This is a genomic window from Synergistaceae bacterium (genome assembly GCA_031267575.1).
Classification (GTDB): Bacteria; Synergistota; Synergistia; order Synergistales; family Aminobacteriaceae; genus JAIRYN01.
The window spans coordinates 1-20,687 of sequence record JAIRYN010000014.1 but is presented as its reverse complement, the minus strand read 5'-3'; the positions used below and the strand labels follow the sequence as shown (position 1 = coordinate 20,687).

Here is a 20,687-nt window from a genome sequence, read left to right as displayed (position 1 = left end):
AGCAAGAAGTCAGGGCGCAAATTGAGAAGCAAGTCGGTCAGGCAGATGCTGACCTTTGCGCATTTTCGCTTTCAAAAATTCTTGAAATTCAAAGCCTCAGAATATGGAAAGGTTGTTATGAACGTCAACGAGGTTTACATTTCTAAAACCTGTTCATGGAACGGAGTAATCAAGGATATTGGAAACGCGAAATTTATTAAAGATGGGAAAATTGTTGTAGATCGGGACTACAACGGTGCTCGTGGAATATTTCTACGAGCTTTGCGAGATTCAGCTTTTTCTTTGACTGCATAGTCAAGGAAATACTATGCGAACTGTATCTTACTACTTATAAGTAGGTATTAATACGCTAAAAGGATCGATAGGCACAGACCGCGCCACTCTCTCCGAGACGGAGCGGACTTCCTACGAACTGGTCTCGAAAGGCAAAACAATCCAGGAAATAGCCGCAACACGAAAATTGGCTAAGCGGCGGCCACAGCTTAATATATGCGGTCATATTCCAAAGCCAAGTAATATCAAAGCCAAGTAATATTGAACATTTTGCCCCTCTGATGATACAATGCAACTTGGTTGCGTCTTATGCGACCCACAATTATTAGTGAAAGGACATGATACAGATGGAGTGTGTTAAGGTAAGGCGTGTTCGATGGTTGGCGGTCCTGGGGGCAATTTTGGCCTTGGCGGGCGGCGCGTTTGCCGCGCCGGTGGAGTTGAACGTCTCCGCCGCGGCGAGCTTGACCGACGCCTTTACAGAGCTGGCGGCGGAGTACCAAAAGAGCAACCCAGATGTCAATGTTGTCATGAACTTCGGGGCTTCCCGTACCTTGCTGCAACAGATCGAACAAGGAGCGCCGGTAGATGTCTTCGCGGCGGCGGACCAGGCGACCATGGACGAGGGAGACTCTAAAAAACTGATCGATGCGAAATCCAGAAAGAACTTCGCCGAAAACGGGATCGCCCTGGCTGAGCCGGCGGGGAAAAACGCGATCAAGGGCCTCGATGACTTAAAAAAGGACTCCGTGGCTCACGTGGCGATCGGTAACCCCGATTACGTGCCGGCAGGCCGCTACGCCAGGGAAATTCTCCAGGCCGGGGGCGTTTGGGACGAACTGGAAAAAAAGGAGAAGCTCATCCTTGGGGAAAATGTCCGGCAGGTTCTGGATTATATCGTCAGGGGCGAAGTGGACGCGGGGTTCGTTTTTTCAACTGACGCCCGTTCCGCGGGAGATCAGCTCGTCGTCGTAGCGGAATTGCAACCCACGACACCCGTGAGTTACCCCATAACCGTCACGGCGGGTTCCGCGCAAAAAACTGAGAGTGCCCGTTTTATCGAGTACGTCTTGAGCGACGCCGGGAAAGCGCTTTTGAAGAAGTACGGCTTCAGGTAAAAAATTTTTAACCCAAAATTTTTACGAAAAGCCCAGCAATCAGTACCGACGCAATCATAACGGTGATGAACCCTCCTACCAGCATCTGAGGTAACGTCCTCTGAATCAGGAAATAATATTCGTCCGAATCGGCGGACAGGTGGCGTGCCGCCTCGTCCGCCAGCAAAAAATTCGGTGGAAAACCGAAAAGCGCCGTCAAGGACAATGCGACACCCATGGGAATCGACGTGTCGAAAAATCGACTCGCCGCGGCGGAAAAACAGACCAAGCCCGCCGTCCCCACTCCGATAGTGACCACCAGAGCCGACAAGGATTCTCTAACCATTTCCGGCGTAGCGCCTGAAAGGAAATCCATGATGTTTGCCGTAAGGACGACAAGGAGGAATCCCACGGAGGAAGTACGCGCCAAAGGTCGCCGATCCGTGATACGATATTTTGTGGCCAGGCAGCCGAACAGAAAACACAATACCAGGGGGGGGACGACGTAGGGGGCCAGAAACGGCGCGAAACGAAGACAAAGTTCTTTGACGCCGCCACTGACGGTTTCCGCGGCCAAAGCCACCAACGCCGTGAGCGCGATGCGGGTAAAAGACGTGATGCGCTGCAAAACAGACAAAAAAGGATGTACTTCCCCCGCTTCTTCGTCCGGTAGGGCAACCAACATCTGAGGATCGGTCTGCCGTATATCTAGAAGGCGACGACATTCCATGCGAAGGCACCAAGCCGTCAACGGATATCCCACAAACCCTTGAAAAACGTAAATAACGGTAGCCAGAACAGCCAGGTTTGAAAAACCTCGCTCCGCCGCGGCCTGGGTCATCATTTGAGCGGCGACGAGTCCGCCCGTCAGGGGAGGCGTCGCGACCACCACCGTCTCCCAATCAATCATCATCTTGCCAAAAATCAACAAGAACGCCACCATTCCAGCGAGCCCCGCGGCGGCGATCACAATAGACCGCCACTCCGACAGAAGACGTTTCAAGCTGATTGTGCTTCCCATCTGCACCACCATGATGGACATAGCAAAATACGCCAGCGGGTCTCCCAGCCCCACTTTTCTCACGATATCGACGGGAAGGAGTCCCGACCAATAACCGACGAGAAAAAGAAAAGATATGACAAAAACAGAAGGAAGCACTCCTTTTGTCCTTGCGGAAACCAAATCTCCCAAAGCCAGAAAGACGATAACGACGCAGAAACTTGCAAAGGGATATGAGGAATACATGATCAATACCTCAACCCGTAGGCGGGAAAATAGACACGTTCGTCGTGAAGGCCCTCCCGCTGCGTGGCCAAAGCGACCTGCCCTTCTTCGCCCAGATTGAAGGCCAAAACAGAGGTCAAGACATGTACCGTGAACATGGGACCGATGAGGCTGCTTCCAAACGTGGGAGAGATATCTCCAACGTACAGAGATAGATGAGCATATCGACAAATGGGCGCCGCAGGGCTATCCGTCAAGGTCACGACAAAAGCTCCTTTTTTATAAATTTTTTCGACTGCCTCCGTCACCTCGATGACGTAACTGGGCAGTTCGCAAACAATCAACAGGTCTGTGGGCTCCAGTGCCCGGGTTTGTTCCAGCAGCGATAGCGATCCGCGCCGCGCGAGAATCGCCTTTAGACCTAACTCCGTAAGACGAGTGTAAAACCATTCCACCACCAGGGAGGAAATGCCCCAGCCCATGCAATAAACCGTCGCGGCCTTTTTGACAGCCTCGCAAAACCGGACTATGGCGTCCGGTGAAAGGTTCTGAAGTGTTTCGTCGATATTGGCGTGTTCCAGGCGGCATAAATTTTGTGGAATATTTGTATTCTCAAAACCTTCCACAATGGCGGAAGCACTGATCTGTTCGAGCAAAGCCTGTTTGAGAATGGCCTTCAGGCTCGAATACCCATCGAAACCCAACATACGCGCCACGCGTACCAATTGCGCTTTGGAGACGGAAAGTTTATCCGCAACGTCGCTGATAGAGTGAAAAGCCACCTCCGAGGAATTGGTCAGGAGATATTCCGCCACTCTTCGCGTCTTTGCCGGGAACGTGTCTATTTTTTCCCGAATGAACTTTTGGAGTTCCAGCGCGTTCATTTTTATCCCCGCTTTTCATAACATCGCTTTTCAATTAACATCTTGACATACTCCCACGACTAAAGTTATGGGAGTGTAAGATCGACAAAGACAGCCAACTGAAACCGGTCTTACGTCTTCTCCTTTAAGAGTGGATGCCTCCATAAGAGTGGATACCCCCACTCTGAGAATATTTACAACTACATTAATATCCCGGTCGTATTCCGCCCCGCATCTCACGTTGATAAGCCATTAAAAAAGTTTAACATGAAAGTAGACATATGACAAGAAACCAAATATAAAACAAACGCCGCCGTTGGCGGTACTACAATTCTCATTCAACGGCTGAAGCCGTTGGCTTTCTTATCGCTTTATCGTAAATTATACTGTAGTTTATTCAAAAACCATATGTTTGTCAAGAAAACCGCTCAAACAGGAGGTATCTCTGTAAGCCTGATGGAATTATGCTACAATGGCTCCATTCTGGTTCTAACAAGGCGCTGGAGGGGGCGCCGGCAGGAACAATAAGGGGGCACTCAAAATGCAGTATACGCGTTTGGGGCGAACGGAACTTATGATCTCTCGTTCAAGTTTCGGGGCGCTGCCGATTCAACGTCTTTTCATTTCTGAGGCGGGGGTATTATTGCGCAAGGCGTTTGATGGAGGCGTCAACTTTTTCGACACCGCCCGAGCGTACAGCGACAGCGAAGAAAAGGTGGGACTCGCGCTGGCGGATGTTCGCGACAAGATCCTCATCGCGACCAAAACCCACGCAAAGACACCCGATGCTTTTTGGAAGGACCTGGAGAAAAGCCTTTCTCTTCTCAAAACTGATCATATCGACATCTATCAGTTTCATAACCCTTCAAAAGTTCCGCTTTCCGGCGATCCACTGTACGAGTGTATGCTGCAGGCCCGGGCTCAGGGTAAAATCCGTTTCATCGGTGTCACCAATCATGGTATCGACAACGCGTGGTTCGCCATTGAGTCTGGCCTTTACGATACCTTGCAGTTTCCGCTCTCCGCGCTCTCCAGTGAAAAAGAAATCCATATGGCGAAGGTATGCGGCGAACGGGACATGGGATTCATCGCGATGAAGGCCCTATGCGGAGGACTCCTGACCAGCGCCGCGCCGACGATGGCGTTTCTTCGGCCTTTGAGCCATGTGGTGCCAATCTGGGGCTTCCAGAGGGCTAATGAGATCGACGAGGTGCTGACTCTCGAAAAAAATCCGCCTATTTTCAACGATGCAATGAAAGAGCGTATAGAACGAGACCGCGCGGAACTGGGAGGGGATTTTTGCCGTGGCTGTGGTTATTGCGGCCCTTGCGCCAAAAACATCGAGATCAACACCTGCGCTCGTATGCCTTTCCTTCTGAGACGCGCCGTGTGGCAAAATTTCGTCACTCCAGAGTGGCAGGCGAAAATGGCGCTGATAGAGGAATGTCTCCACTGTGGGTTATGCCAGAGCCGTTGCCCTTACGAGCTGGACTGTCCGGCGCTTCTGAGCGCGGCTTTGAAAGACTACCGCGAGTTTCTCGCGGAAAAGCGCATCGTCTGAGTTGGGCCTGAGCCAAAAGAAAGCGGGAAAAAAGCCACAATAGCACAAGTCCGAAACGCTGTCTTGTCTCGGACTTGTGCTATTGTTACCTATTATCTAGCGTGACGAAATATATCTTCATTAATGTATCTCCAATAATGAATATATCTCCAATGTACCTCCATTGGTCGGGGCGAGAGGATTTGAACCTCCGACCTCTTGGTCCCGAACCAAGCACGCTAACCAAGCTGCGCTACGCCCCGAATAAACAAATTTATTCTAGCATTTATTCTAGCATTTGCCCATACCAAAGTCAAACAGGCTGAATGTCGTTTGGGCTGGATTTCATTCATCACTTTGGGCTTTGGGTTGTGCTTTGGGTTGGGGTTGGGTTTCGGATTGAGCTTCGGAGGAAGCGTCGACGATCACGGATTTGATCACCACATCAACTACGGGCCTGTTTGATGGGCCGGTTTGTGTCTTGCCAATGGCCTCCACCACTTCCATACCCTCGACCACCTCTCCGAAAATCGCGTGTTTACCGTTCAGCCAAGCGGTGGGGACGAGAGTGACGAAAAATTGAGACCCTCCAGTGTTGGGCCCCGCGTTGGCCATGGAAAGAATACCAGGCTTGTCGTGCTTCAGCCCTGGGCCAAACTCATCGGGTATAGTATAGCCAGGGCCACCTGAGCCTGTACCCGTCGGATCACCGCCCTGAATCATAAACTTGTCAATCACCCGGTGAAAAATCACGCCGTCATAAAACCCTTTTTTCGCTAAGTCGATGAAATTCTGAGCCGTCTTTGGCGCGAGATTAGTGAAGAGCGCCACTTTAAATGTTCCCATAGATGTCTCGAATGTGGCTACCGGACGCTCACCCGCATAAACCTTTCTCGCCGTCACCATTGTCACCGTGTACAAAAGACACGTCGTTAGCATTAAGCCGATTAACGCTTTTAACATACACACACCCTCCTTAATAATAATATATAGAACGTTATGATTGCTTCGAGCGCGTCATTAGATCTTCAAAAAATTCGACGATTAATGATACCATAGAGGCCACGTTGCAAACGGAGACATTCGAGTCTCGGATAGTATTTGAAATAGAATACTAATTTGAAATAGAATAGTAATTTGAAATAGGAGGAGTACGCCGTGAGGACTTCATCCAAAAAAGTTTCTTTGCTGGATTTGTTGTCCGTACCTAATCAGGACCCGGTGTCGGTTCAGAAGGCTGTCTTGGAAGGACGTGACGTCAATGAAACGTCTTTGTATGGATTTACCCCCCTCATGTTTGCCACTATCCTCAACGACGATATCGACATCGTTCGGACGCTCATCGAAAACGGCGCCGCTATCGACGCCGAAACCCAAGATGGCATGACGCCCTTAATGTGGTCCCTCCTGACAGAGACGCAGGACCATACCGCCAACGACCTCCCCACAGCCATGGAAAAGGAAAGACGTCGCCGAACCGTCGCCATGGAACTCATCGAAAGGGGAGCGAATGTCAACGCGCAATGTTGCCTGCCACGCTGGTCGCGATGGACACCCCTTTTGTTTGCGACACTAGAGCCGGACCTCAACGCCTCGATCATCTCCGCTTTGATCAAGGCGGGAGCTAAGGTCGATGCGGAAACGGAGGACGGCGTCACTCCCCTGATCCACGCCGCGTCCCGTGGGCGAAATTCCGATGCCGTTCTCGCTCTGCTTCAGGCGGGCGCCAACGTCGATATGGCCGGCAAACAGGAGGGCCGCGAGGGCTGGACTCCTCTTCTATACGCGCTCAGTAGCCCTTACAAGAGCCTATCGATCGTCAAAGAACTCGTCACGCATGACGCGGAGGTCAATATCGTCGCTCGCGGCGGGCGCACACCCTTATTGTTGGCCACGACCCTGGGAAACAACCCTGCCTTTGTGCAGTTGCTTCTGGACGCGGGGGCCGATGTCCTGCTTCACGACGACGACGGCAACTCCGCTCTCGATTACGCCAAAGCCAAACAATACACGCGAGTGTCCCGTCTGCTCTTCCAAGCCGAGAACTTCCGTAAAACGGCAAAGAGAATATTCGCCTATTGACATTGACACCGAAACGTAACAATATTGCCTCCGCGGACGGGGTAAAACGCAAAACGGCGCGTTAACGCTTTCGCCCCGAAAAGCCGCGAAAAAACACCGGCGTTTTCGCGTGAAGCGCGCGCGGTCTTGAGACTGTCCTAATGGAGGTTTTTTTATGAAACTTTGTTACGTTGACGGAGAATTTGTCTCTCCAGAGGAGGCTTTGCTTCCTATTTCGGACCTCATTGTTCAACGGGGCATAGGGATCTTCGAATCGATTTGCACGTATCAGAGGCGACCTCTTATGCTGACGTCGCATCTGGAGCGCCTTTTGACCGGCGCGAAAAATAACTACATTCACCCTCCCCTGGGTATCTCCGAGATGCGTGACATCATCCGAGAGGGGATCGCGAAACTGGAGGGAGAACTCCTTATTAAAACCTATCTTTCGGGTGGGGATGTTTTCGACCGAGTGAGAGGCTTCACTCAACCGCGTTTTTTCGTTATTTACGACGCGTTGGACCTTCCTCCTGACGAATTTTATGAAAAAGGTGTTCGCTTGGAGCCCGTCGACAACTATCGCGACGACCCATCCACCAAAAGCGTCGATTATCGTAAAGCTTATACTCTGTCCCCCCACGACGAGCATGCGGAGATCCTCTACTGCCCCCAGGGCGAGATAACGGAAAGTGCCCACAGTTCTTTTTTCCTCTACGTGGACAACACCTTGATCACGGCGCCTCTTTCCCGCGTTCTGAAGGGCACCACACGCCAGGCCGTACTGGGCTTGGCGCGGCGCGAGGGGATGAACGTGGAGGAGCGCTGCCCCCTGATGACGGAGCTGTCTCAGGCCACCGAGGCATTCATCACAGGCAGCGTTAAAAAGATCCTCCCCGTAGTGCGTATTGGCGCACAAATCATCGGCAACGGGCGACCAGGGCCCAAGACAAAACGCCTTTCGGAACTTTATCTCGAACATATTCTGGAGTGGCTCGAATAAATAGAAAAAGAGATTTCAGGGGGCTGGTGAGGTTGCTTTTGAACGAGCGAGCTCCGCACCCCTGAGTTAGATTAAGGTTAGACTAAGGTTAGATTAAGGAGGTGTGCGCATGGTATTTTCTGTTTTGGCCGTCAACCCAGGCTCCACAAGCACAAAAATCGCGCAATTCAGCGGTGAGACGGCGATCTGGAGCGAGACGATCCGGCATTCGAACGATGAACTTGCGCCCTTCGGCTCCATCGTGGATCAATTCGACTTCAGGCTGAAGACAATCCTGAGAATCATCGTCGAAAAGCACCAAGGGGGCGACGCGAAAGGGATCGATGCCGTTGTCGGGCGTGGGGGCATCATCGACCCTCTACCGGGAGGAACGTTTCGCGTGGACGAGCTTCTCATTCGGCGCCTAAGGTTGGGGAAGCCCTGGGAACACGCTTCGAACCTGGGGGGTATTTTGGCGGAAGCCCTTGCTTCTCGATGGGGCGCGCCCGCTTTCATCGTAGACCCCGTTTGCGTCGACGAAATGATGCCGGAAGCCAAGATCATGGGGCTACCCGGCCTTTTAAAGCCCTCGTTGTCCCACGCACTCAACATTAAGGCCACGGTGCGCCGGGCAACTCAAGATTTGAACGTGCCATGGGACGAGCTTTGCGCTGTCGTCGCGCATTTGGGTGGAGGTGTCAGCATAGTGGCCCACCGTCGCGGCCGCATCGTCGATACGAGCAACGGCACCGACTACGGCCCTTTCTCCCCTTCGCGAACGGGGGGGCTTCCCGTGGGCGAGGTGACGCGCCTATGTTTCAGCGGTAAATACTCTAAAGAGGAAATCAGGCGCAAAGTGGTGGCGCAGGGGGGCGTTCTGGCGTACCTGGGGACCAGCGATATGCGCCAAGTCCGGGAAATGATCGAGAAGGGCGATGAAAGGGCGGCGCTGGTGTATCGGGCAATGGCGTGGCAAATCGCGAAGGAAATAGGAGCTCAGGCCGTTTCCATGGGGGAAAAGGTAAACGCGGTGCTCTTCACGGGCGGTATCGCTTACGACTCGGAGTTCATCCGCAGCATACAGGAGCGCGTCCAGTGGATCGCCCCTTGTCTGGTCTACGCTGGCGAGGACGAGATGCTGGCACTGAATCAGGGAGCGCTTCGCGTTTTAGCCGGAGAAGAACAAGCAAAAAGTTATGGAGACTACGTTAGCGCTTGAATAAATGGGATCAGGGAACGAGTCCCCTGCGGGGTATGGGGCGGCGCCCCATAGATTTTAAACCTTTTGTTTCAACTATTATTTATTACATATATTTATTACATAGGAGGTTTTTCTTAATATGGAACAGATCCGTTCGCTTTCCCAGATGATTGAAGAAGCTCGAAAACTCGGTGTGACTAAAGGCAAGAAGCGCGTATCCGTGGCGATGGCGGAGGATGCGGGATTGATTTCGGCAATTGAAGGAGCGCGTCAGGCCGGGCTGATCGAGGCCACGTTGGTGGGAGACGCGGCGAAGGTCAGGGCCTGCATCGCAGAAGCGGGGGCCCGGGAGGGCGATTATACCCTCATCGACGAGAAAAATGAATCCAAGTGCGGACTTGTGGCCGTGGCGGAGGTTTCCTCCAAACGCGCGGACATCTACATGAAGGGACAGCTTCACACCGATCATTTCCTGCGTGGTATGTTGAACAAAGAGGTGGGTCTGCGTAGCGGCAAAGTCATTTCCCATTGTTATTTTCACGAAATTGAGGGCTATGACCGTATCATTTTTATCAGCGACGCCGCATTTAACACCTATCCCGATCTGAAACAAAAAGCTGACATACTTCAGAACACCGTGAATTTCGCCCGGGCTCTAGGCGTGGAATGTCCCAAAGTCGCCTGTCTCGCCGCTGTGGAGGTCGTAAATCCTGACATGCCTTGCACGCTGGACGCCGCGGCCTTAGCGCAAATGAATCAGCGAGGGCAGATCAAGAACTGCGTTGTGGATGGACCTTTGGCTCTGGACAACGCCATCAACGAGGAAGCCGCGAAAATCAAGAAGATTCAATCGCCCGTGGCGGGCAAAGCCGATATATTGCTGGTTCCTCACATCGACTCCGGCAATATGCTAGCGAAAGCTATCGTCTATTTCTCCAAAAATGACACGGCAGGGCTCATTGTCGGGGCGGCGGCCCCCGTCGTCCTCACCAGCCGCGCGGATTCCCCGCGGGCCAAATTGCTTTCTATCGCTGCCGCCGTGATGATGGCCCACCATTCATGAGGTTTTCCTGATGAAGATTTTCGTCATCAATCCAGGCTCGACCAGCACGAAAATCGCGTTCTATGAAGACGCGATGTGTCTGTGGATGGACACTCAACGTTACGAAACAAACGTGATTGATTGTTTTGAAAACATTATGAAGCAAGAGCAATTCCGTTACGATGAAATCCTGAAGGTCCTTAACGCCAGGGGCGTTCAGGTCCGGGACTTCGCCGCCGTGGTGGGGCGAGGGGGTTTGATGAAACCGGTTACGGGCGGAACTTATCTCGTGAACGACCTCATGTTGGAGGACCTGAAAACCATGAAGTATGGCGCTCACGCTAGTAACTTGGGTGCGCCTCTCGCCATGCGCTTTGCTGCCGAAAACGTCCCCGCGTTCATCGTCGATCCTGTGGTGGTGGACGAGCTGGTGGACGAGGCGCGCCTCTCAGGTCTGCCGGAGATTCCCCGAATTTCCATTTTTCATGCCCTCAACCAGAAAGCGGTAGCGCGACGAGCCGCCGCTGACCTAAAAAAGCCTCTGTCGGAGTGCAATCTGATTGTCGCGCACATGGGTGGAGGAATTTCTGTGGGAGTCCACGAAAAAGGTCGCGTTATCGACGTAAACAACGCTCTGGATGGGGAAGGGCCCATGTCGCCGGAGCGGTCGGGAAGTTTGCCAATAGGTGGTCTCATCGACCTGTGTTTCAGCGGCAAATATACCCTGCAAGAAATCAGGAAAATGATTAACGGAAAGGGCGGTCTTGTGGCGCACCTGGGAACTAACGACATGCGTGAAGCCGAAAAGCGGGCGACTTCTGGAGAAGAGCAGGCGATTCTTGTCCTCGATGCCTTGGTCCTCCAAATCGCGAAGGAAATCGGAGGGGCTGCTGCGGTTCTGAGGGGCGCGGTGGATGCCGTGGTGTTGACGGGAGGGCTGGCTTACAGCGACAACCTCTGTAAGCGCGTTTCGGCCCGCGCCTCTTTTATCGCCCCCATCCTGCGCTACCCTGGCGAGGATGAAATGCAGGCTCTGGCCGAGGGCGCCATCCGTGTCCTACACAACGAGGAAGCTCCTTTGAAATATGATTGACATACTCCCACGACGCAAGTCGTGGGAGTATGTCACGAGAGACGCTGTATGTTTCTGTTGTATGTTTCTGTTGTATGTTTCTATAGTGGGTCAAACATGTTGACTGTTAATGAATAAATTTTAGCCGTTGATATCAGCGTCTTCAGGAAAGAGCGTCAACACGTTGGGCCCACTACCTATGATTCACGTACTGCTTCACGCGATCTTCGTCTAGACGGAATGCGAAGCTCCACGAATAGATATTTACGCAAAGACTATATTGTTACCGTTCATACCGTTCATACCCTTTCCGCGTGGTCCATAACGCCACAAACAGTATCAGCGCTCCAGCAAGCCCCATAATCAGTGCTCCAACAACCCCCATACCAGCGTTGCATCCGCCGCCATCGCTGGAAGGCTCACTGCCACTGCCACTATCGATAGTGATCTCGCCCTTGGAATCCACCTTGATGATAGAGCCCTCAGGAACGATTTTTGTGGAACCGTCAGCGTAAGTGACTTCCGCGTCCTCTGTCTCAACGAGAATATAGAGATACTGAGAGGACGTTTCGGCGCTCTTGGTTACCGTGCCGTTGGAAAGAGAAAGAGAAAGAGAGTGAGACTGAGAAAATATTTCGCCGCCCTCGGTTAGCGTGCCGCTGGAAAGTACGATCTTTATGCCGCCTACGGTCGTAATCGTCACCTTGCCAGTTGTTGTGTCGGGAATCAGTATGATTATGCCCTCAGCGTCATCAATCTTCATGCTACCCGTAACCTCCACCTTCACCGTAGCATCCGATCTTGCTACCGTGCCCGTTCCTCCAGAAGGTAGGGTTATCGTACCGTCAGACTTGACCACGGCCTCGCCAGGAAGAACTATTGTTGTGCCGGTCGGTATCGTTACCGTACCCATCCCACCGGCAGGCAGGGTAGCCGTACCGTCAGGAGTGATCAGTGTCCTGCCGGGAAGGTCTATCGTTGTGCCGGTTGGAGTCGTTAGCGTGCTCGTCCCATCGACAGGCAAAGTTATCCTTCCATCTTCGCCGACCGTGGTGCCAGTGGGAAGCTCGACTTTCGCGCCTCCTGGCAGCGAAACCATAGCGTCAATTGTCACTTTACAACTGTCAGTGAAATCGCCATCGGCAGTTTTGGCCGTGATCGTGAGCGTCCCCTTCGCGATACCGGTTACAAGACCAGTGGCACTGATGGTTGCCACAGTTGGGTCACTCGATGACCATGTTACTGCCGTGTAAGAAGCGTCAGCGGGGGATAGCGTGCCTGATAGAGACTGGGTCTTTCCGATTTGAAGCGACACCGTATCCGGAGATACCATGAGTCCTGTTACTGAGACGACAGGAAACTGGGTGCCACCCATTATAATATCCGACCTCATCAAGTCGACACCAATAGTACCTATACGAACTTTCTGGTCGTCATAACTGGCGTAGATGAATTGATCATTTCCAATGTAAAGACCCTTACCGTCCGGCGCATCCCAGAAAAGAACATCTCCTTCAGCCTGCTTGCCGAAATCAATAGGACGAAGAGGGCCGGCGAGACTTGGAGTGACATCGCGCGATATCAGTATATCATTGAGCAAATAGACCATGGAAACAAGTCCAGACGCGTCCATTCCCTGATGCGTTTTCCCGCCTTTTCGCCACTGGGCGGCCATCGTCCCCAGCGTCTTCAGATCGGGGTCCGCGATTTTTTCGATGGTATCGAGATAATCACAGTAAGACAACGCGTCCGCCACCAGATTGTTGCGGATGCTTTTCTCAGAAAGACCAGAAGCAAGACAAGAGAACTTCAGAAGCCTCGAAGGTTCAAATCTTCTATTATAAGCCTTAGGTTTATTGTTATAGAGAGAAGTAGCCCTAATAAAGCGACCAGGGTAATCACCAGGACCAGGCGATTCCTTCGGACCCTCGATGAAAGTTACCCAAGAGGGCATACTAATTGGATAATAATAATCGGCCGTTAGAGTTGAGGAAGTAGCATAGATCAACGCTCCCTTGGGCAGCCATCCAAACATCCGGCCATTGGAACCCTGGCTCGGATTTCCGCCAGATCCATTGTTTCCGTGGATATCCGCGTGGGGAAACGACACGCGGCGGTTGACATTGCCCTCCCATTCCACGGCGTCGGCGTCGTTCATATGGAGATCATCTGCGCATGCGTAACCCTCAAATCCATACGCCGTTCGGATACGAGGGTAGTCAGGATTAGCCTTATCATCGAGCACATCGACCACCATTCCAAAGAGGACCTCGTCCATTCTTACCGCGCTGCTGCCGCCAGGCTCCGAGAGTACCGGAGCGATTTGCGACTTGACTATTGCCTTGTCGGCGAATGCGGCACCAGGCACTACAAAACACAATAAAATCGCCATAAAAATTCTTTTCATGATGATCTTCCTCCCTAATCCCATTCTCTGCCGTTACTCAGGGCTAAAAGTCGTAGGCATTTCAAAAATTTCGCTTACTATTGTCTCCCCCAACGGTCGATAGCCCGTCTCGTTGAAGAATTTTATCGCGGGAATGTAGGTCTGACCTGAAGCCGCGACATCATACATAAAAGTAGGAGCATTGTTGTTGGTCGTGTTGATTACGTCAAAAAGCATGTAACGAACGTTAGCTGGTGTAGTCATTTCATGAATTATTGGGGTAGCGGTTGTTCCATCGTATCCGAGAGGTGAACCGGACTCATCGACCCCGCAGGGGTAAAATTCCGCTCTGTTCGGCACATATCCATTAATACGAGCCACAATACGATATTTCATAGTGTCCGTCCGCGTAAGTATGAGGCGGTCGACGATGATCTTCTCCGGCTCGTCAGGGAAAGCGGTGCCCCATGTATAGATGGAACAATAGGTGTTGAGGTCGTTACGGGTGGGGGCAGGTTCTTTCCGGTCGGGAATCAGCGAATTTACCCTGCAGCTTGCCGAACCTCCGTTAGCGTGGACAAATTCTCCATTGCCTATATATATTCCCTGATGTCCGTTCCAATAAAGCATGTCTCCTGGTTTCGCCTTGGCCAGGGACTCCAAGGTGTGAGTAGAAGCGATATCGAAGCTAGCCGGGTCGTTGGCAGGAGTGTCTATGTGTTTCAGGGCGATAGGGTATTTTCCCACCGGCTCATTCCCAGGCTCGGGGCGGGAGTTGCGATACGAATTGATCCCGCTGAGCATGTAGGCCATGGAAGAAAGCCCAGAGCAATCGAGTCCCAAGGGAGTTTTCCCCGCCCAGCGGTAGTTTGAGTTAATATAGGACAACGCGTTGGAGACGATTTCCGTTCTGATTTCATCTTCGTGAGCAGGATTGAGCGCGTCTGTTGCACTCCTTTTCGCGCGCAACCGATCCGTTCTAATGTATCCTATCCGTCCACCACGAAGTTCCACGGTACTCCAAGGCGAGTCAGAATCAGAATAGGTCACTTTCAACAGAGAACCCTTGGGCAGGGTGATGAGCGGCGGATATGCATCGAGGTTTTTCTCGGAGAGCACATCCGCAAAATTCGATATGACCCAGTGGGTTTGGGCGTCTCTCCATGCTTCCGCCTCATCCGCGGATACAAGATCAAACTCCCCGGCAGCAACCCGCAGATAGCCGTCTGGGTAATCGTACTGTGTGTTGATCAAGTACAATTCGCCACCGAGCAGTGAATTTGCGCCTATAGCTGTGACCTTGCCAACCATACCGTACATCATCTCGTCGTCTTCATCGGTTCTGGTATTATTTGCATATCCAAACGTCGGCGCCAGCGGCACCTTGATAATAACCCAGTCTTCAACAGCCGCCAACGCCGTTGAAGCCAGTCCAAGGACGGCAAAAACGCACATCGACATAAAACAAATTCTTCGTTTCATCATTACATTCCTCCTTGCGAGACTACTGACAAAATCCTGTTAAATAAGACGCCGACAAGACAAACTCGAAATCGTTTATGGCCATTACTCCCACTCTCACCCCGATTGTACCGGGGTTATGACACTGCGATATTCTGTATTGTTCGAAATTGTTCGAAATTGTTCGAGATTATTACAAATTATTAGAAATTGTCAGAAATTATCAGAAATTGAAAGCAATGTTTAGATCTTCCACTCCACTCCCGTGATCGAGGCTATTCCGAGACCTGGGGCGTCAGAAAGTTCTAGTAAGGCACCCTTATACACGACACCCCCTTCCACTGGATCGGACGCGCAAAGAATGGGTGGGTCGAGGTCGTATTTTGTAATGCAGCGACGCGCCATTGCCAAGTGAGTCGCCGCGGTTATCGCGACCTTGCTTTCCATCATCGCTCCGATCATACAATCCATCCCGGCGGCTTCGGCCATCGCGCAAATTTTAAGAGCCCCGCCGATTCCCCCACTTTTCATGAGCTTGATATTGATCATGTCTGCCGCGCGAAAGCCGATCAGCTTCATGGCGTCACGTGGCGAATACACCGATTCGTCAGCTAGAATAATTGTGTCAACGGCGTCCGTAACATATTTTAATCCTTCGATATCGTGATAGACGACGGGCTGCTCCACCAACTCAATATCGAGCCCCTTGTCTTCCATAAATTTGATAGCGCGAATCGCCTCTTTGGGTTTCCACCCTTGGTTGGCGTCGACACGCAGCAGGACGTTCTCTCCAACAGCGTCTCGAATGGCCTCGATCCGTTCCATGTCAAGCCGGAAATTATTGCCAACTTTGATTTTAAGGGCTTCATACCCCTCTTTGATCGCTTCGAGGGAGTCACGCACCATCTCGTTGGGGTCGTTCAGGCTGATCGTGTAGTCGGTGATACATTTGCGGTGCGCGCCGCCCAGAATTTTATAAAGGGGTTGTTTGTACAGCTTCCCCCACAGGTCATGAAGAGCGATATCCACCGCGGCTTTGCCGGAATTATTGCCTACTATACAGTGATCTAACACGAAAAGCACGTCATTCAGCTCCGATACGTCGCGCCCAGTCAAGGCTGGCGCTATACGTGTGGAGATAGCACATCGGATCGACCCGTCGGTATCTCCCGTAATGGCCGCGGTAGGAGGCGCTTCTCCGTATCCGCACACTCCTTCATCAGTACTCATCTCCACTATATTGCTCGAAACCGTGTCGGTCATCCTGAGCGCTGTTTTGAAAGGTTTTTTGAGCGGAATATTCAGAGTTCCCAAACGTATTCCCGTTATTTTCACTGAAAATCAGTCCTCTCATAAAGATGGCAGGCTACCCAATGCCTCTCTCCCTGTGAAGACAGGGTCGGTGTTTTTTCCCGGCAAACCTCCCGCGCGTGTTGACACCTCAAGGCAAATCGGCACCCAGCTTGTGGGTTGATCGGGCTCACGATCTCGCCTTTGATGATGTCGATTTCCTTGTCGCGCATGGAAATATCTGCTTCTGGGATCGCGAACAAAAGCGCCTTCGTGTAAGGATGCAAGGGATTCTCGAAGAGGGTGTCGGAAGAGGCGTGTTCTACACATTGTCCTAGATACATCACTACAATCTCGTCCGAGATGTGCTTAACTACCGAAAGATCATGGGTAATGAACATGTAGGTCAATCCTCTGTCCTCCTGAATGTCCATCAGCAGGTTGAGAATCTGCGCCTGAATCGAGACGTCCAAAGCGGAGACCGGTTCGTCGCAAACGATGAACTCGGGGTCGAGGGAAAGAGCCCTGGCAATCCCTATACGCTGACGACGGCCTCCATCCAGCTCGTGAGGGTAGGCGTTAGCATAACGTCGGGCGAGCCCCACCGTATCCATTAACTCGGCGGCTCTTTGAAAAGTGGCTGTCTTGCTGGAATAAGTTTTGTGTATCAGCATGTACTCCGCGATAATCTCAGCTACGGACATGCGCGGATCGATGCTGGAGTAGGGATCCTGAAAAATGATCTGCATTTTCTTGCGCATTTCCCGCATTTTTTTCCGATTATAGGCCAGGATGTTCTGCCCTTTGAAAAGGACCTGCCCCTCGGTGGCGTCCAGCAGGCGAAGAATTGTACGGCCGAGGGTGGACTTACCGCAGCCCGACTCTCCCACAACTCCCAGAGTCTTTTGAGGCAAAATGGATATATCGACGTCGTCCACGGCATGAAGCCATCCTTCCCGGACTTTGAAGTATTTTTTCAGATTCTTGGTTTCCAAAAGCGGCGTTACAAGAACCTCTCGCGTCATTACCATTCCCCCTTCCAATTTTCCACTTCTTTCAGGAGGTGACAAGAAATCAGGTGCGTTCCGTTACGGTAAACGCAAGGGGGTATTTCGTCGCAGACGCTTATTTTCTGGAGGCACCGAGGGGAAAAGCCGCATCCCTTGGGAAGGTTCGTGGGATCGGGCATCAACCCCGGAATAGGTGTCAAGCGTTTAGCTTTAGCGCGGAGATTGGGAATAGAGCCGAATAACCCCATCGTATAGGGATGACGGTTTTTAGAAAGGTAAATATCTTCTGCCCTCCCCATTTCAATGATTTTACCGGCGTACATCACCGCTACGTTGTCGCAGGTCTGGGCGACGATGCCCAGGTCGTGAGTGATCATGATCATAGCCGTACCAAGACGTTTCCTCAATTCCCGTATCATCTCAATGACCTGGGCTTGAATGGTGACGTCCAACGCAGTGGTGGGTTCATCGGCGATAAGAAGCGCCGGTTCACAGGTCAGAGCCATTGCGATGACCACCCGCTGCTTCATTCCTCCCGAAAACTGGTGGGGATAATCATACTTGCGGGAAGCGGGAATCCCCACCATCGACAAAACTTCGTCCACGCGTTTTTGTATTTGCTCCTTCGTCTTGTTGTCTTCGTTGTGAAGCTCTAGGGCTTCCTCAATTTGCTCGTTAACCGACATGACGGGGTTCAGGCTGGTCATGGGATCCTGGAAAATCATCGCCATGCGTTCTCCTCGTATCTTTTGCATTTCGGACTCCGGCAAATCCAACAATTTCTTACCCTCGAAGTTGATCTCGCCCCCGGTGACACGTCCAGTGCTTTCAGGGAGCAGCTTCATGCAGGTAAGGGCTGTCGTGGTCTTTCCAGCGCCGGTTTCTCCCACAATACCGAAAGTCTCACCTTTTTTCAGAGAAAAACTAATGCCGTTGACGGCCTTGACCGTCTCCAAGTCGGTACGGTACTCTACCGACAAATTTTTTACCTGTAGCAGAGGGGTGGTCAGTTCACCCCTATTTCCTTCATCCATTATCTCTTCCACTTATCTCTTCCACCTTCGTTCACCTTCTTCGTTCACCTTCGTTCACCTTGTCCTTCACTTTCATCCCTTTATGTCCGCAGACGTGGATCCAAGGCGTCGCGTAAGCCGTCGCCCAAAACGCTCATGGCAAAGGACGCCACGCAGATCATAAAACCGGGAATCAGGATGAGATGCGGCGCCGTGCGTAAAAATTCTTTCCCCTCACTGACCAGAGCGCCCCACTCCGGTTGCGGCGGATTAATCCCCAATCCAAGAAAACTCAGGGTCGCCGCGGTCAGGATCATAGAAGCCACATTTGCGGTAGTTTGGACGATGAGGGTTCCCACGGCGTTGGGAAGCACGTGCCGGGTCAGGATATGCAAAGTGGAGGCTCCGCCCGCTCGTGACGCCTCGATGTACTCCTGCTCGGCGATGTTCAGCACCGAGGAGCGCACCATGCGCACAAAGCCGGGAAGGTTGGTCAACGAAATAGCGACGCAGATATTCAGGATTCCCGGTCCCATAGCGGCCACAACTGCCATCGCGAAGAGGGTGTCGGGAATGGAAGAAAAAATATCCAGAGCGCGCATGACGAGGTCGTCCAATTTTCCCCCCACGTAGCCGACCAGAGCGCCGATCATACTGCCGACCAGCAGAGACACCCTGGATCCATGAAGGCAACGGGCCAAAAGATCGCGCCCGTATCCGTCGCAGCCGAACCAGTGTTCGGCCGAGGGAGGCGCCAGCCTGAGCTTCATGTCCATCTTGAGGGCGGCGCTGTAGGGGACGATGAGGTCCGCCGCCAGGGCGAAAAAGATCACCACGCAGATGATGAAGAACCCCAACATGGCCACCCGGTCTTTTTTGAGCCTGCGCCACACTTCTTTCCAACGGTTTCCTTTTTTGAATGTCGCCATCTCCGCCATCGTCAGCCCCTCCTTCCCGAGTACTTGGCCCGGATCCGGGGATCCACGAAGGCGTAGGAAATATCCACCGCCAGGATGACGAATGAAAAGATGACGGCCAAAATGATGATACCCCCTGTGACGACGGGGATGTCTTTCTGCTTGATCCCCATCACGACGAAGGTCCCCAAGCCGGGAAGCCCGAACAGCGTTTCTGTGGCGATGGCGCTGCCGATGAGGATGCCGAAGCTGTTGCCCGCCACGGTGATGACCGGGAGAAGCGCGTTTTTCATGGCGTGTTTCCAGATGACCACCCTCGACGGGACGCCTTTGGCTTTGGCGGTGCGGATGTAGTCCTGGCGGATGGTTTCCAGCATGCTGGAGCGCGTGAAACGCAGTTGACGCCCGCCATAAGGAAGCCCCAGAGCGATCATGGGCATGACGTAGCTTTTCCAGCTGGCCACGCCGGTAACCGGAAACCAGCCCAGCCGGAGCGAAAAAATAAGCATCAGCACGAGCCCGATCAAAAATGCCGGCTGTGACGCCAAAAGCAGGGCCAATCCCGTGGGAACGCGGTCAAAAACGGTATTCTGCTTCACCGCCGACAGCACGCCCAAGGGAACTCCGAAAACCAGCGAGAACATGATCGCGTTGAACGCCACAGTCAAAGAAATGGGCAGCCGGTCGACAACTTCGGTGAAAACCGTTTTTTTCGTTGAGTAAGATTTGCCTACATCCAACTTGAATATAGCGTTGTACATGTATATGCCGTAACGCTGCAAGAGCGGCCGATTGTACCCCAGTTGTTCGTTCATCAGGTCGATATCCTCCTGGCGGGCGCCAGGACCCAGCAGGTTGGAGCCTGGATCGCCGGGAACCAAGTCGATGATGATGAAGATCAGGAAGGATACGCCGATAATAATGGGTATCATCATGAGCAATCGCTTAAAAACGAATCGATACACGCATCACACCTCATCCAAAATTAAACTCAGGGGGTCAGGGGACCCGTCCCCTGCGGGGTGCTGGGCGGTGCCCCGCGGTTTTTTATTGCCAAGACCATTCATAGACCTGGGGGAAGATGGAATAGTTTCTCGGGACGTTGAGGTCGGTGGTCCAGACAAAGGGCGTCGGTCTGTAGAAAACGGGCAACATGGTGGCGGTGTCCATGATCATATTGTTGAGTTCGGTATAAATCCCCTTGCGCTTGGCGGCGTCCGCGACGGAGATGCCGTCGTCCCAGAGTTGGTCCATTTT

General features: G+C 52.4%; 18 protein-coding genes, 1 tRNA gene and 1 pseudogene. 8 read left to right on the top strand and 12 right to left on the bottom strand.

Annotated features, from left to right (window positions below; translation table 11 throughout):
• On the top strand, positions 1–294 hold a 294-nt coding region (locus LBJ36_01890; protein ID MDR1377791.1), incomplete at its 5' end, for a transposase.
• Between the two features lie 326 nt (positions 295–620).
• On the top strand, positions 621–1,391 hold the full coding sequence (gene modA / locus LBJ36_01885; protein ID MDR1377790.1) for a molybdate ABC transporter substrate-binding protein: 771 nt from the start codon (positions 621–623) through the stop codon (positions 1,389–1,391).
• Between the two features lie 7 nt (positions 1,392–1,398).
• On the opposite strand, the gene LBJ36_01880 is transcribed toward modA, so the two are convergent.
• Together LBJ36_01880 and LBJ36_01875 are read right to left on the bottom strand one after the other, a co-directional pair.
• The gene (locus LBJ36_01880; protein ID MDR1377789.1) at positions 1,399–2,616 is read right to left on the bottom strand and encodes a hypothetical protein; all 1,218 of its coding nucleotides are present in this window, start codon (positions 2,614–2,616) and stop codon (positions 1,399–1,401) included.
• A gap of 2 nt (positions 2,617–2,618) precedes the next feature.
• Positions 2,619–3,479, bottom strand: a complete 861-nt coding sequence (locus LBJ36_01875) for a MurR/RpiR family transcriptional regulator (GenBank protein ID MDR1377788.1) — start codon at positions 3,477–3,479, stop codon at positions 2,619–2,621.
• A gap of 520 nt (positions 3,480–3,999) precedes the next feature.
• Between LBJ36_01875 and LBJ36_01870 the strand changes: the two genes are divergently transcribed.
• Positions 4,000–5,019 (top strand): aldo/keto reductase, encoded by a 1,020-nt coding sequence (locus tag LBJ36_01870; protein MDR1377787.1) that lies wholly within the window; start codon positions 4,000–4,002, stop codon positions 5,017–5,019.
• 164 nt (positions 5,020–5,183) lie between these two features.
• On the opposite strand, the gene LBJ36_01865 is transcribed toward LBJ36_01870, so the two are convergent.
• Both LBJ36_01865 and LBJ36_01860 read right to left on the bottom strand, forming a co-directional pair.
• A tRNA-Pro gene (locus LBJ36_01865) sits at positions 5,184–5,261 on the bottom strand.
• 157 nt (positions 5,262–5,418) lie between these two features.
• A pseudogene (locus LBJ36_01860) lies at positions 5,419–5,904 on the bottom strand (peptidylprolyl isomerase).
• A 252-nt stretch (positions 5,905–6,156) separates the two neighbouring features.
• On the opposite strand from LBJ36_01860, the gene LBJ36_01855 reads away from it, so the two are divergent.
• The 5 genes from LBJ36_01855 (at position 6,157) to buk (LBJ36_01835) (ending at position 11,374) form a co-directional block, all read left to right on the top strand.
• Positions 6,157–7,080 (top strand): ankyrin repeat domain-containing protein, encoded by a 924-nt coding sequence (locus LBJ36_01855; GenBank protein MDR1377786.1) that lies wholly within the window; start codon positions 6,157–6,159, stop codon positions 7,078–7,080.
• A gap of 154 nt (positions 7,081–7,234) precedes the next feature.
• Positions 7,235–8,059: an aminotransferase class IV gene (locus LBJ36_01850; protein MDR1377785.1), complete on the top strand. Its 825-nt coding sequence runs from the start codon at positions 7,235–7,237 to the stop codon at positions 8,057–8,059.
• Between the two features lie 109 nt (positions 8,060–8,168).
• Positions 8,169–9,257, top strand: a complete 1,089-nt coding sequence (gene buk, locus LBJ36_01845) for a butyrate kinase (protein MDR1377784.1) — start codon at positions 8,169–8,171, stop codon at positions 9,255–9,257.
• Between the two features lie 121 nt (positions 9,258–9,378).
• Positions 9,379–10,302, top strand: a complete 924-nt coding sequence (locus LBJ36_01840) for a bifunctional enoyl-CoA hydratase/phosphate acetyltransferase (GenBank protein MDR1377783.1) — start codon at positions 9,379–9,381, stop codon at positions 10,300–10,302.
• Positions 10,303–10,312: 10 nt separating this feature from the next.
• Complete coding sequence (gene buk / locus LBJ36_01835) at positions 10,313–11,374, top strand: butyrate kinase (protein MDR1377782.1); 1,062 nt, start codon at positions 10,313–10,315, stop codon at positions 11,372–11,374.
• Between the two features lie 262 nt (positions 11,375–11,636).
• On the opposite strand, the gene LBJ36_01830 is transcribed toward buk (LBJ36_01835), so the two are convergent.
• The 8 genes from LBJ36_01830 to LBJ36_01795 form a co-directional block, all read right to left on the bottom strand.
• Positions 11,637–13,760 (bottom strand): Ig-like domain-containing protein, encoded by a 2,124-nt coding sequence (locus tag LBJ36_01830; GenBank protein ID MDR1377781.1) that lies wholly within the window; start codon positions 13,758–13,760, stop codon positions 11,637–11,639.
• Between the two features lie 33 nt (positions 13,761–13,793).
• On the bottom strand, positions 13,794–15,224 hold the full coding sequence (locus LBJ36_01825) for a C40 family peptidase (protein ID MDR1377780.1): 1,431 nt from the start codon (positions 15,222–15,224) through the stop codon (positions 13,794–13,796).
• 219 nt (positions 15,225–15,443) lie between these two features.
• Positions 15,444–16,535: a dipeptide epimerase gene (locus LBJ36_01820; protein MDR1377779.1), complete on the bottom strand. Its 1,092-nt coding sequence runs from the start codon at positions 16,533–16,535 to the stop codon at positions 15,444–15,446.
• Entirely contained in the window at positions 16,532–17,515 is a 984-nt protein-coding gene (locus LBJ36_01815; protein ID MDR1377778.1) for an ATP-binding cassette domain-containing protein, read from the bottom strand. Before LBJ36_01815 ends, LBJ36_01820 begins: the two co-directional genes overlap by 4 nt.
• The gene (locus LBJ36_01810; protein ID MDR1377777.1) at positions 17,515–18,546 is read right to left on the bottom strand and encodes an ABC transporter ATP-binding protein; all 1,032 of its coding nucleotides are present in this window, start codon (positions 18,544–18,546) and stop codon (positions 17,515–17,517) included. Before LBJ36_01810 ends, LBJ36_01815 begins: the two co-directional genes overlap by 1 nt.
• A gap of 68 nt (positions 18,547–18,614) precedes the next feature.
• On the bottom strand, positions 18,615–19,451 hold the full coding sequence (locus LBJ36_01805; GenBank protein ID MDR1377776.1) for an ABC transporter permease: 837 nt from the start codon (positions 19,449–19,451) through the stop codon (positions 18,615–18,617).
• A 2-nt stretch (positions 19,452–19,453) separates the two neighbouring features.
• Positions 19,454–20,395, bottom strand: coding sequence for an ABC transporter permease (locus tag LBJ36_01800; GenBank protein MDR1377775.1), 942 nt, complete (start codon positions 20,393–20,395; stop codon positions 19,454–19,456).
• Between the two features lie 82 nt (positions 20,396–20,477).
• On the bottom strand, positions 20,478–20,687 hold a 210-nt coding region (locus LBJ36_01795), incomplete at its 5' end, for a hypothetical protein (protein ID MDR1377774.1).